Annotated in this window: 11 protein-coding genes and 1 riboswitch; of the genes, 2 read left to right on the forward strand and 9 right to left on the reverse strand. The window is 48.6% G+C overall.

Translation table 11 applies throughout. The features are described 5' to 3' along the window. Window positions 1-20: 20 nt before the first annotated feature. The 3 genes from NZD86_RS18945 to NZD86_RS18955 all read right to left on the reverse strand — a co-directional run bounded on the left by NZD86_RS18945 (window position 21) and on the right by NZD86_RS18955 (window position 4,353). Complete coding sequence (locus NZD86_RS18945; protein WP_268043614.1) at window positions 21-2,069, reverse strand: ATP-binding protein; 2,049 nt, start codon at window positions 2,067-2,069, stop codon at window positions 21-23. 174 nt (window positions 2,070-2,243) lie between these two features. Beyond that, window positions 2,244-2,921 (reverse strand): DUF2642 domain-containing protein, encoded by a 678-nt coding sequence (locus tag NZD86_RS18950; protein ID WP_268043615.1) that lies wholly within the window; start codon window positions 2,919-2,921, stop codon window positions 2,244-2,246. A gap of 34 nt (window positions 2,922-2,955) precedes the next feature. Beyond that, the gene (locus tag NZD86_RS18955) at window positions 2,956-4,353 is read right to left on the reverse strand and encodes an arsenic transporter (protein WP_268043616.1); all 1,398 of its coding nucleotides are present in this window, start codon (window positions 4,351-4,353) and stop codon (window positions 2,956-2,958) included. Between the two features lie 270 nt (window positions 4,354-4,623). Here NZD86_RS18955 and NZD86_RS18960 point away from each other — a divergent pair, with 270 nt between their 5' ends. Continuing rightward, window positions 4,624-5,529: a VanW family protein gene (locus tag NZD86_RS18960; RefSeq protein WP_268043617.1), complete on the forward strand. Its 906-nt coding sequence runs from the start codon at window positions 4,624-4,626 to the stop codon at window positions 5,527-5,529. Window positions 5,530-5,645: 116 nt separating this feature from the next. Here NZD86_RS18960 and NZD86_RS18965 read toward each other — a convergent pair whose 3' ends face one another. From NZD86_RS18965 to NZD86_RS18985, 5 genes are all read right to left on the reverse strand, one after another. Beyond that, on the reverse strand, window positions 5,646-5,774 hold the full coding sequence (locus NZD86_RS18965) for a hypothetical protein (protein WP_268043618.1): 129 nt from the start codon (window positions 5,772-5,774) through the stop codon (window positions 5,646-5,648). An 85-nt stretch (window positions 5,775-5,859) separates the two neighbouring features. After that, entirely contained in the window at window positions 5,860-6,798 is a 939-nt protein-coding gene (locus NZD86_RS18970; protein ID WP_268043619.1) for an ABC transporter substrate-binding protein, read from the reverse strand. Between the two features lie 47 nt (window positions 6,799-6,845). Next, entirely contained in the window at window positions 6,846-7,520 is a 675-nt protein-coding gene (locus NZD86_RS18975; protein WP_268043620.1) for an ABC transporter permease, read from the reverse strand. Then, a complete protein-coding gene (locus NZD86_RS18980) occupies window positions 7,517-8,716 on the reverse strand; it encodes a betaine/proline/choline family ABC transporter ATP-binding protein (protein WP_268043621.1) in 1,200 nt (399 codons plus the stop codon). The genes NZD86_RS18975 and NZD86_RS18980 overlap by 4 nt, the downstream gene beginning before the upstream one ends. Window positions 8,717-8,942: 226 nt before the next feature. Continuing rightward, a riboswitch (cyclic di-AMP (ydaO/yuaA leader) is annotated at window positions 8,943-9,172 on the reverse strand. Window positions 9,173-9,343: 171 nt separating this feature from the next. After that, window positions 9,344-10,252: a LysR family transcriptional regulator gene (locus tag NZD86_RS18985; protein ID WP_268043622.1), complete on the reverse strand. Its 909-nt coding sequence runs from the start codon at window positions 10,250-10,252 to the stop codon at window positions 9,344-9,346. Window positions 10,253-10,390: 138 nt separating this feature from the next. Here NZD86_RS18985 and NZD86_RS18990 point away from each other — a divergent pair, with 138 nt between their 5' ends. Beyond that, entirely contained in the window at window positions 10,391-11,677 is a 1,287-nt protein-coding gene (locus tag NZD86_RS18990) for an APC family permease (RefSeq protein WP_268043623.1), read from the forward strand. 232 nt (window positions 11,678-11,909) lie between these two features. On the opposite strand, the gene NZD86_RS18995 is transcribed toward NZD86_RS18990, so the two are convergent. Continuing rightward, on the reverse strand, window positions 11,910-12,959 hold the full coding sequence (locus NZD86_RS18995) for a zinc-dependent alcohol dehydrogenase family protein (protein ID WP_268043624.1): 1,050 nt from the start codon (window positions 12,957-12,959) through the stop codon (window positions 11,910-11,912). Window positions 12,960-13,276 lie beyond the last annotated feature (317 nt).

The raw sequence follows: 13,276 nt of genomic DNA on the forward strand, positions 1-13,276 counted from the left end.
CTAAACTGGCACAAGTCAGGTCAGGCACTCCCTTCAACGGATTGCCTGCACGGTAAAGCGATGGTCACCGTCGTTCCTTGCCCCACTTCGCTGTCAATCGCGAGTCGTCCACCATGCTGAGCGATGATCTTTTGACATATCATGAGTCCGAGACCCGTTCCATGTTCCTTTGTCGTGTAAAATGGGGTACCCAGCCTCTTCACTACGTCTCCGGGAATGCCAATTCCGCTGTCGCGGACTCGAACGACAATTTCGTCTTCCTGCTGGGTGGATTCAATGACAATCTTGCCACTGTCAGGTGTCGCGTCGATCGCGTTTCTTACAACATTGATAAACAATTGTTCCATGTCACTTGCGTCACACTCAACCGAGTGAACATTGTTATCTGCACTAAAAACGATCTCCACGCTTCTCATAATCGCTTCTGTACTGAGCAGTTGAATGACTTCAATCAGCCGCTGTTTCATGTCGATCATCCTAAAATTCCTTGCCCTGGGTTTAGCAAGGAGTAACATCTCGTTGGTCACAGCCTCGATTCGATTCAACTCGTTTTCCATGATGTCAATAAACTTCTGGGGATTGTCAGATGTGGATATGAGCTTTAAAAATCCCTTTAAAGCGGTTAAAGGATTGCGGATTTCGTGCGTTACGCCAGCTGCTAATTGACCAACGATAGCCAATTTTTCTGTTCTCCTGAGCATCTCTTCCGTCTGCCGTCGCTCTGTTATATCTCGGGCAACGACGACGGTGCCATTTAGCTCGCCAATGGAATCAAATATCGGTCCCTTAGTCACTTCAAATGTCAATGTTGTACCGTCGGGTCTTACATAACTATTTTCAAATCGATTCGTGGACGCTGACCGCCAAGTTTCTTCGTCTGTCTTCTGAACGACTTCCCAAAATTCGCCTGAAACCACACTATCACGGGATAATTGTTCGTTTGTCTTTCCTTTATAACCCTCTGCTGTAATTCCAAAGAAGTTTAACGCTGTATCATTCGCTTCTAACCATCGTCCCCTTCGATCCTTTAGAACGATCAGACTTGGGAGTGCGTTAATGAGCGTCCGTAACTGATTCTCGCCTTCCTGCAAATGATCAAATGACTCTCGCAACAATATGTTGGCGTGCTGGAGTTGGAGTGTTTGACATTTACGTTCAGTAATGTCACGCAACTGACCGTACGCACCGATTACGTGGTTGTCTTTGTCACGAATGGGCAATGCATCAAACAGACATACGTGGTGATAATGTGTCAGGGGGTTTTGAAAATCTAGCTCAACGTTGTGATAGACCTCACCTCGTTTTATGACGGTATCCATATAAGAACCGACTACAGGCATATCTTTTGTAGGTTGGTTGAGCATACTGTTCCGACTGATGCCCGTCATTTTCTCGACAAACGAATTCACCATGGAAACTTGCCCACGGGTGTCAGTGATAATGACCCCGCATGGTGATTTATTGAGGATGACCTGGTTCAGTACATCTAGTTCCGCGTTGCGCTTTCTCAGTACGAGCTCTCGTTCAATCGCGTCGACAGTCATAATTAAAATCGTTAAATAGGTCGGATGAGATAACTGTGCGGCTGTCATAATACTGACGGTGCCTATCACCGTTCCATCCATGTAATTTTTCAGGGGGACGGAGTAGCAGGCGAGATCGTGAAGATGCTCTTGATAGTGATCTCTGCCGATTAACCTCACAGGCGTGCGTTCTAAGAGGGCAATGTTGACTGCATTGGGTCCGAAGTCTTCCTCAGTGAACTGCATCCCCAGACCGATTCCCAGCTCATCCATCGTCCTTTGAATAGCCGCATCGCCGAAAACCTGAAGCACCAATCCAACTTCATCAGTGATGGCGACCATAAACGGGATGCCTCTCATCTGATGGAACAATTTCGCGGCAAAATACTGTCCAACGGACAAGACCTCAGCATAATCTCTTTGTCGTTGCGCTAATTCGTGTTCAGACCGTCTAGTTCTCAATACTGGAATTGCTGATAAGTCAATACCTGCTACCTGCGCTCTGTTTTTCGACTCCGTCACGTAATAAGGCTCTTCGTACACCACAAAGTACCCCTCCGGCATTGTTGACGCGCTAGTTTTGACAAAGGTGGAAGCCGAGGCCTGCCTTCACCGAATTATGTATATAAAACAACAATAACACAGAATGTTCGGACTTAAACGTCATTGGAATATTTTTATATTAATTTTCGTGTTGAATGCTCCTCCGAGGCAACGCGGCTACGGCAGGTAAACAGTTTTCAAATGGTCCATGTTTAATAAGTATTTTGTTCCGTTCGCTGTGACAAGCTCGGCCATACTGCTGTCGGAATCAACAGATTTTAATTGGCCAATCTTGTTTGGATGATCGCCCATGTCGAAGATGACCAGTTTGCCGCATAGTTTTTTGCACTGTTCCTTAAATGTTCTTGGAAGAGAACCGGGCACCGAGCGGTGGGGAATCGAGTCCGTATCAAGTGCATAGGGGGTGACGTCGTCGCGATACGGAATGAGCCATTTAAGATGACTCAACGTGACAAAAATGGTCTTATACACTGGTGAGTGGAATACAAAATAATCATTCATGATACTGGTAAGGTACCCGTGAATCGTCGTATTCCCGGACACATAAATTTCTACGAAATGTCCTCGCGCGTTCAGCAAAGCCTTGCGAAATGAGATACTTTCGTCATTCACACAAAATGGATGTTCCTGCGTGGGCGGTGTTTCCACAATTCCTTCCGAAAATGTGCCAAGTGATACGTTTTGGACGTGGACAAGTGGCGTGTAATAGAAGTTTCCGTATTGATTGATCACGAGAATGTCGAGACCGATTCCAACCAAATACCCAGTTATACATTTATTTCCAGACAACGTGACGTCCACATATCGTCCAGTGAACTCCTGCAAACAACTCATAAGTCCCCCTCCTCAGGTGGCACATGAAATTCTTTTAATATATAAGGTGCACCCAACCATAGACTAAGAGTATTGTCACAAGAACAGTTACTGGAATGACAATCGCCGTGAGCCGAATATATCGCCCCCAACTGATATGAACGTGGTGTTGTTTCAGTATATACATCCAGATCAGCGTAGCCAGCAGCCCGATTGGCATAATAAGCGATCCGATGTCACTTCCGATGACATTCCCGAGATACGCAACCTTAAGCGTCATTGGATCGAGATGCATGTTCGTCAGTGTCAACGTTCCGATCATTAACGCGGGATGGTTATTAAAGATGTTGGACATGATTGTCACGAGAATTGCCGTTGTTGCAACAGCATGAAGCCCGCTTCCTGTAACCAGTGGCTCGATCTCACGCATCAACCATGTAGTTAATCCGATCTTATGCATCCCGTAGACCACGACATACATACCAAATGCGAAGACTAAAATGTGCCATGGTGTCTTCTTTATCACATCTATTGGTGAAGTGCGCATCTTCAGCCAACGCCATACGAGTAGTATGGCTGCACCAAGAACGGCGGTGACCGATACCGGTATCCCAAAGTAGGCGCCGAGAAATAGCCCCACACGTACTGCTAATACATATAGCAGCACATTTCTAATGAACCGCACCTTTGCTTTGGATGGAACGTCGAATTCAATCTCCTTTTGCGTATGTCGCTCCAGGGTGGGAAATGCCCGACGCGGTGGCCATACGCTCCTGTGCTGCAGGTGTGGCCGTGGCCCCTGAACTGCGCGGTTTGCAGCGAGATCGCGGGGTAACTCCTTCTTCAATACCAAGTAATTTAGTAGTGAAAGTACGCCAAGACCGGTCATTGCCGGAACGAACATCATCGAAGAAAATGTGATCAAATTCATACCGATAATTTTCAAAGAAATTAGGTTGACAATGTTGCTCACGCCAATGGGGGCACTCGCCGCAGTGTCAATCAACGCACCACTGATTAAATACGGGATTTGCTGATGCGGCTTCAGTCCTAGTTTGTTGAGAAGAATCAGCAAAATTGGCGTCGCAATGATGATCCCGCCATCATTGTTAAAAAACATTGTCATCAGTAGACTCATCAAATTGATGTACCAAAACAAACGAACGCCAGAGTTTTTTGATAGTCTAGCTAAAAAATTCGCAGCAAATTGAAAGACACCAAAGCTTTCAAGAACAATAGCCATTGCAATCGTTGACAAGATAGTGACTGTGGCGCCACCCACATCGGCTCCAATCGTCCTCAAGTCTTCCAGGGAAACCGAACCGCTCAACACCGTCAGTGCCGCTCCACAAATCGCGGGAATTGCTTCGTTGAGTCCCCGAGGTCTCCACAGAATTAATACAACCGTCATAATGAAGGATGCAACCGTCAGTATTACAGTCCAAGTCTGCATACGTTTCCTGCCCCTCGTGTGACAGCTTTTGTAGCTACGAGTGAATGACTTGACGTTCTAGGATTGACATGCCATTTGACTCTCCATGATATCCATCCCCCCACTTTAACTGTCCTCTTATTGATGTTGGTATGGTATGGACTTTTCTACGACCTGCACACACCGTCTGTCCTATGAACATGGGAATTCCACTGAAGCCACTTCTTATTCCGTGCATACCAACTGGATTTTCTACCCAACATAACGGCATCATCTCTTAGGAGGATGGCTGTGCTTTCACTTGTACTCGCGTTAAGCCTGCATACCGTCATCAATACAAGCCCTATCTCACTCCAACAACCGGTAGCGAAACAGTCATCCCTTGCTGCTATGTCTTCGCACTCAGCCGGACAAACTGAAAGAACATTTCCGGTGTCATTGTACTTACCCACAGATCCCCCTCCTCCGGGACGTGCGATTGCCATAAATAGAAACCTCAAATACCTACTGGCTCAGCGGACGACAAACTATTATCATGCAAGCCCGTCTCAGCAAAAAAATATTCAACTCGTGGCACAACGCTTGAATGGTATCGTCGTTCGGCCGGGGGAAGTATTTTCTTATAACAGGCGTCTCGGTCCGTATACTCAGCAGAACGGCTATCACTGGGGACGAGCCTTTTCGGGTGATCGGATTGTACCTTCAATGGGTGGCGGGGTTTGCCAGGGAGCCAGTACACTTTATTCGGCGTTGCTCCGTACAGGGTTACCTATCGTCGAGCGACACAATCATTCCCTCCTTGTTCCATATCTTCCGGCCGGTGAGGACGCAACGGTTTCCATGTCGTCAGGGATGGACTTTCGGTTCAAAAACAATCATTCGTCTCCCATTCTGATCACGGCACAGGCGTATCCAAAAGAGCGACTTCTCACAGTCGCATTGTGGGGTGCACAACCACCAAAAGTCGTCTCTGTCCATCACAAAGTGCTCGCATATTACACACACAAAACCATCCGCAAGCATACCGCCCACGACGATGACGATGACGATGAGACTGTGGTAGCTCCTGGTCAAGATGGCGGAAAAGTGTCCACTTGGTTGGAGATCAAGACCGACAGAGGAAACCAAAAGAAATACGTTGGGACAGACACATATTATCCAAGTCCGAGGATCATAGCGGTCGGATCGGATGATTAAACGCAAATAACCGACTGTCCCGTTAAAGCAGTCGGTTAAGAATGGATCCTGAGGCTGATCATGCGACAAGTACTCAACAGTGGGTACAAGTTTGCACCCACTGTTAAGCCCGTCGATTAATAAACTGGAGTCGTGGTGCAGGATGTCGTTGCAGCTCCGTAAGCAGGAACCAATAGGAAGAACAGAACGAAGATGATCAGGAATACAACAGCCCAATGCGTGTATGCTCCAAATGTCCCGTACACATTAACCCCTCCTGTTAATACGTTGTTTCGAGGTTAATGTATGTCTAGGTGGTTGGCCTCTGTAAGGCTAAACGCCCATCAGGCGTCATGAAATTAAGCCCTGTTGTTGCAACCAAGCCTTTGCAACCTCCATGGCTGGTTTATGCTCGATCACGACCTGTTCATTCAATTTCTGCATCTCTGCGTCGCTGATTTTCCCCGACAATTTGTTCAACACTGTCTTCAGCTCAGGGTGAGCCTTGAGCACACTATCCCGAATGACGGGACAGGCGTAATACGGTGGAAACACATGTTTATCATCCTGGAGCACGACCAAGTGCAAATGAGGAATGTCCCCGTCCGTTGAGTAACCGTCTGCGACATCCACTTGACCATTTGCGAGCGCGACATACTTCAGCCCAATATCCATTGTCTTCACATCTTTGAAGTTGACGTGATAGACACGCTGCAAGGCCTTCAGTGTATCCTGTCGCGTGACAAATTCCTGTTCCGCGCCAAGCCTGAACTGGTCAGATTTAGCGGCCATCTGCGAAATTGTGTGAATGCCAAGCTTAGACGCTTCGCTCTGCGTCATGACCATGGCGTACGTGTTGTTAAATCCAATCGGGTTCAACCAGGTCACGTGGTATTTTTGCTCGAACTGTTTCTTCACGAGATTGTACACTTTTTGCGGATCCGATTGAGGAGGCTCATGTAGAACATTCACCAGTCCCGTTCCGGTGTACTCCACATAGGCGTCGATTTTCCCCTGCTTCATGGCATTCCACGTGACACTGCTGTCGAGCCACGTGTACATTTTCACGTGCAAATTCGTGTCATGCTCAATTAACAATTTCATTACGTCTGCCATAATGTCTTGTTCGGGAAAGTTCTTCCCGGCAATGACGATGGTGTTATCGTTCGTCCCGCAACCTGTTGCACCGAGACTTGCCGCACTGACCGTGATACCCAAAAATGCAACCATCGCAAGATGTGAAAAGCGCTTTACCCTCCACTTCTGAAACAAACGTCGCCACTTACTCACGAGCTAAACCTCCTTGCCGACTTCCCACAGTTGGGAGGATACGGCGTTTATTTCTGCTGCGTCACGGTCCCGTCAACTTGACCTGAACTGCGCATTCCTTTGGGTGTAAACACCCTGTCTAGCCAAAGCAGCAGAAAATCAAAGAGGATAGCGAGTAGAGCCGCCGGTATGGCCCCGGCTAAAATCAATTGCGTGTCGATCATGTCGATACCACGAATGATCAGGTCACCTAAACCACCAGCACCGATAAATGTCGCCAGAGTGGCTACACCAATCGTCTGGACGGTAGATGTGCGAACGCCAGCCATAATAACACTGCGCGACAGCGGCAACTCAACCATCCACAGGACCTGTTGTCTCGTCATGCCCATGCCCTTCCCGGCTTCCAAGAGTGATTTGTCCACTTCAAGTATCCCGGTATAGGTGTTTCGAACAATCGGCAATAGCGCGTACAACAACAGCGCAATGAGCGCTGGCAGTGTGCCGATGCCAAACAAGGGAATCATAAACCCGAGCAAAGCCAGGCTTGGGATAGTCTGGATGATGGAGACGACGACGATCACCGGTGTGGCGAGTTTCGGGTGGCGCGTCAAGTAAATCCCGAGGGGAATGGAAATGATGCACGCCAACGCGATAGCAATGATGGAAAGATAGATATGCTGACCGACTTTGTTAAAAATTTCGGGTGCTTCGTTCACCATTGTCTGAAAGAAAGTATTCATTCCGCTGCGACCTCCTCACTCGTTCCCTGTTCAACGCTTGTCGCGTCGACCGTCGGTGTGACGTCATCGTCATCGTTCCGGTACGGCTTCGACAACGCATCGATCACGCTTGCCCGCGTAACTGCGCCAGCCAAGCGCCCGTCTGGGCGAACGACAGGGAGAAAGCCGCGATCGCTTTCGTGTAATGTCGACAAGACGGACGACACCGTATCTTCTTCGGTCACACTTGGAACCGTCCTAGACATGACGTCTACGACTTTAGCCTGTTCATTTCCATAGTGTTCATAGATTTCCGGTGCCCCGACAACACCCAGATACTTTCCGGATTGATCCGTTACGATGAGGCCGTTCACTTTACGTCTGCGCATCAAGTGCACGGCTTGCGCCAGACCCTGTTTTGGCAGCACCGTGACGGCCGGGTTCATGACATCCTTAACCTGTTGCATGAATGGTGCCTGCTCAAATCGCTTCACGCCCACAAATTCGCGGACGAAATCGTTGTGAGGGTGGCGCAATAAATCCTCGGGTGTGCCGTGTTGCACCACTTCCCCGTCTTTCATGAGCACAATCTCATCCGCGATCTTGAGGGCTTCGTCCATGTCGTGCGTGACAAAGATGATTGTCTTGTGAAGTGAGTCCTGCAATTTAACCAATTCGTCCTGCAACTGTTCGCGGCTAATGGGGTCCAAGGCACTGAACGGTTCATCCATCAAGATGATGGACGGTTCTGCCGCGAGTGCGCGTGCAACACCAATTCGCTGTTGCTGTCCGCCACTCAGCTCATTCGGGTAGCGGTGGCGAAACTGGGCTGGATCGAGCCCGACGAGATCGAGCAACTCTTCCGTGCGTCGCACAAAGTCCCGTGTCCGTCCACGACGGAGTCGAGGAACTAGTGCGATGTTCTCCTCGATTGTCATGTGCGGAAAGAGCCCAATTTGTTGAATGACATAACCGATGTTCCGACGAAGCTCCACGGAGTCCACCTCGTTTGTGTCTCTACCTTCCACAAGGATGGTTCCAGTACTCGGTTCAATCAAACGGTTGATCATTTTCAACGTCGTGGTCTTGCCGCACCCCGATGGACCGATGAGTGTCGTCATCCGGCCACTCGTAAGCCCTAAGTCCAATTTTTTCACGGCAGTGCTACTCCCGTACCGCTTTGTCACCTGTCGAAATTCCACAGCGAAATCCGTCATTCAAACTCCCCTCTCTGTTCTGTGACCAAAATCAACGCCAAGAGATGCGTTTTGCTGGATCATGGCGCATTGTCAACACGACACCGCTAGATGGTACCGCGCCTGAACCCATGCGCAGCCGAGGGATCGAATGAGTCGAATGGAGGCCTGCTCAGTGTGAAGACACAGGAAGCCCGACCAAGTAGCATGCTTCAAAGTAAGAATTGCAGGAATTGATTAGATCAATGCAAGCTCTGGTATTCGCCTACGAGGTTAGCTGTCGGATTCGGCGTACACTGAACAAAATGGACGCCTATGTTCGAACTGCGGGCGCAGCCAAACAATTCACCCCAAGGTTGTGAAGACGTTTGTCATTCTCGACGGGAATACCGATTCCTCGCCGAGGAACAAGCGGCCGTACAACCCTCTTGGTTCCCCCGTTCCGAGTGACCGTACATGCATCAGAGACGACGCAACGGACTCGAGACTCGACTCTTCCACGGACTGCTTGAAAAGTGGTGGTAAATGGCACCTTCTGAAGAATGCGGCGAAGATGCTGTTTTTATGATAACACACAGTTCTGGTTTATCCAAATTGTAGTAGTGATCGTAGAGGTTCATAATCGAATTTGTAAACCTATTAGGTTTCTTAATGTTCCTGCCTTTGATTCCACGTCTCGGCATGCTGACGAACTAGCCGCAGAAACTCCTGTACAGCGGGAGAAATCCACTTAGCTTTGTGGCACAGGAGAAGCGTCGATACACGAACGTTATGCGCATCCCACTTCAAAGCCGCAATCTTGCCATCGTGTAGTTCGGTTTGTACGGTGATAAACGGCAATATAGATATACCCAATCCACTCATGACGCAATTTTTAATCGCCTCAATGTTCCAGAATTCCATCGTCACTGATGGTTCGATCCCGTGTTCTTGTAAGTATTTTTCAAACAACCCTCTGTAACTGCACCCCGGTTCTGTATTCAGCAGTGTCTCGTTTTGTAAATCCGTCGGCTTGACCTCACTCTTGACCGTAAGCGGATGGTCCAAGGATGTGACTAGGACCAAGGGCTCATCAACTAGCGCTTCAGTAAACATATCAGCAGTTTCACTTGGAGGTTCCAACGTGAAGGCAAAATCAATTTGCCCACTCCGGAGCTGACTACGCATTTCCCAGCACGCACCAGGTTTGAGTATGATTTTGACTTGCGGGTACAATCGTTTGTATTCTTTGATAACAGCGGGGAGGCGATAAGCCGCTAACGACTCTGGAGCTCCGATAGTTAGTGTGCCAGAAGGGGCTTCACTCGCTTGAACCAGTTGCTTCATGTTTGCTTGGAGGCGCAACATTTCATGCGCATAGGGCAAGAGCCGGTTACCTGTGTCCGTAAGCACAACAGACTTTCCTAAACGATCAAACAGCGGTTGCTCAAACTCCTCTTCCAGTGTCTGAATTTGGTTCGTGACACTAGATTGAGCATAACCAAGTATCTCTGCAGCCTTCGTAAATCCTCGTACTTCAGCGACTACGACGAAAGTCTTCAGATGTCGAAGCTCCACTGGAAACTCCCCCTTGTCACATCTCAATTGTATCGAAAAATCGAATTCATATCATCGAAACCATTCATTTTACTGATTGTTCTTGTCGGTATACCCTATTCTCACAGAAATCAAGTTGCGATGTGAAGGGCGATGGGCATGGTTAAACCGGAAAAAATGAAAGCGACGATTGGGCTGCCGCAGGCAGTTGCACTATACATTGGAGCCGTACTTGGTTCAGGAGTGTTGTTGGTTCCAGGTCTGGCTGCGGATATGGCGGGACCTGCATCGTTGTTGTCCTGGGGACTGATGACGGTTTTCGTTCTGCCGATGGCACTGGTTATGGGACTTCTATCAGCCAAGTATCCAAACACTGGCGGCGTGTCTCACTTTGTTACAAAAGCATTTGGAGAGCGTGCCGGTACGCTGGTTGGATGGTTTTTTCTCATGTCTGTTCCAATTGGTGCTCCAGTTGCTGCGATAACGGGGGCAACCTATCTAACGACGGCAATCGGTCTCGGACGTATCGGCACTGTGGCAATCGCGATTGCTATTTTGCTTGTCGGTTTAGTCACCAATCTGATCGGTATGAAAATGGCTGGAAAGGTGCAGGTGGCAGTTGTAATTGCGATTCTGGTTGTACTAGTCATGGCTGTCATAGGCTCAGTACCCTCGATGCACGGTTCAAACTTTACGCCCTTCCTTTCACACGGATGGGTGAGTGTTGGAAGAGCAACGGCTATTCTGTTTTGGTGCTTTATTGGATGGGAAGCGGTCTCGCACCTGTCAGAGGAATTCATTGACCCAAAGCGTGAGGCAATAAAAGGTGTCACGATCGCGGCAATGATTGTCGGCATCCTGTACTTTTTAACGGCGTTATCTACAATTGGTACGCGTAGCTACGGACCAACGAATTCTGCTGCATCGCTAGTCCTTGTGATTGAGCATCTTCTTGGTAAAAGCGGTGCTTTTGTGGCAGGGGGAACTGCAGTGTTTATTTGTACCGCCACGGTGATTGCCTATGTTGGAGCTGCTTCTCGGCTTGCGTTCGCGCTTTCCAAGAACGGAAATGCGCCTAAGTCGTTATCCTTGGTTGCCACGAAATATGGTACTCCTTTGGGAGGTATTCTTTTTCTAGCTATTTGCTTCACGATTGTTGTGGCTCTTTACAGTACAAATAGCGTACCGTTGACCGTGCTCATTCAATTACCAAACGCTACGTTTATCCTAACTTACCTGGGTGGATGTGCAGCCGGTATACGGTTGCTTCGTGACAGTAAATGGTCAGTGTGCATTAGCTGGATTTCATTTCTGCTAACCGCAATCATCTTTCCGTTCGTAGGATGGGGGCTGTTCTACCCAGTCCTTATTGTAAGCGTGTTTTGGATGGCAAAAAACTCTAGAAAGCCCTTGCCTATTAAACTCAAAAGGAGAGACTCTGTTTAAAGATTCGTCGCCTTGTACGTGGGGGTTAAGTCCACTCTGGCTTACTTATATGGACTAAGTCTTTACCGTCTTCCTGTGGGTCTCATTCTCCGCAACATTAAAGGATCTTCGTGATACCTTTGTTTTGTAACTCCACAAAAAGCTGCAAGGACACGTTGTTAAATTTGCATCATAGGATAGCGGAGCGGCCATGACGGCCGCCCTTTTACATTTTCTATCCTCGGATCACGAACTAAAATTGTGTAATAATGTTAAAACCCTTCGTCCTAAAGTTGGTCATGTTATCGAAAACCTCGTTCACATCCTCGAGAGTAACTTCTCGCTCGACAATGGATTTTGGATTTAGTCGACCTTGTGAAACGAGGTTCAGCAATCCGCGATAGGCTGGATGTGGATTCCCAAGACTTCCGACAACCTCCAGTTCCATGGCCGTAATGGCGTCGATCGGCAGTGTGACCATACCTCCCTCTTCAGCTGTAGTCAGCCCGATCTGAACGTGACGCCCACCTTTGCGAAGGGACAGGACGGAATTAAGAATTGTGTCTCGAACACCCAGTGCGTCTATACCTACATGTGCCCCGCCCTTTGTTATTTCCTTAATCGCTTCCGGAACGATGCTCGAGCGTGCATTGACAACGGCCACGGCGCCTTCCTGTCTTGCTTTCTCCAGTTTTTCATCGTCGATATCGACAGCGATAACCTGAGCACCAACGGCGTTCGCAGTCTGGATAGCAGATAGACCGACTCCCCCTGCTCCTTGAATTGCCACCCACTGCCCTGGTTGGACATTGCCACGCATGACTCCGTGATAACCGGTCATAAAACGGCAGCCAATTGCAGCCGCGGTCATCGAGTCAACGTTTTCCGGCAACCTAATGAGATTGAAGTCTGCATCCCGAACAATGACGTACTCAGCATAGCTTCCATCCCAACTAAACCCATAAATTGCTGTGCTGTCACATAGGTTGGGAACGCCCGAGTGGCAGTATTCACAGTGGCCGCAACCGTAGTGGAACGGAACGGTCACTTTCTCGCCGCCCCTGAATCCTTTTACTTCGTTACCCACTGCAACGACCTCACCGCCAAACTCATGGCCCGGGATAATGGGAAGTTGCGGGGATAGTCCTACCCAAGCCCAGTCTCCCATCCATCCGTGCCAGTCACTTCGGCATATGCCACTCGCCTCAACACGAATGACAGCATCTCCAGGTCCCGGCGTTGGATCCGGTACTTGCTCGACAACTACGGGCTTACGGAATTCATGGATACGTGCCGCTCTCATTAACTCAACCACCTTTTCAGACATGTTGTGTAGAACCACTCACCGATGATTATGATACCGCTTACATATATATTGGGAGCAATCGCGGATAAAAGATTATATAAGTGTTTATCGGGGAAAATGATCAAAATAGGATGATCCAAAATCTTATAGTACGGCTCAGTTTCGTAACCCAACATAAGAGTGAACATTAAGATAGGACGGGGTTTCTTCCCTAACCCTCGTCCCATCCCAACACCGCAAGTATCAGACTCCAAGATACGGATTCTGTTGCCGATTGTTCATTAACGGCAATCGTAACCATCGGTACTCCTTTT

The sequence above is a fragment of the Alicyclobacillus dauci genome, assembly GCF_026651605.1.
Taxonomy (GTDB): Bacteria; Bacillota; Bacilli; order Alicyclobacillales; family Alicyclobacillaceae; genus Alicyclobacillus; species Alicyclobacillus dauci.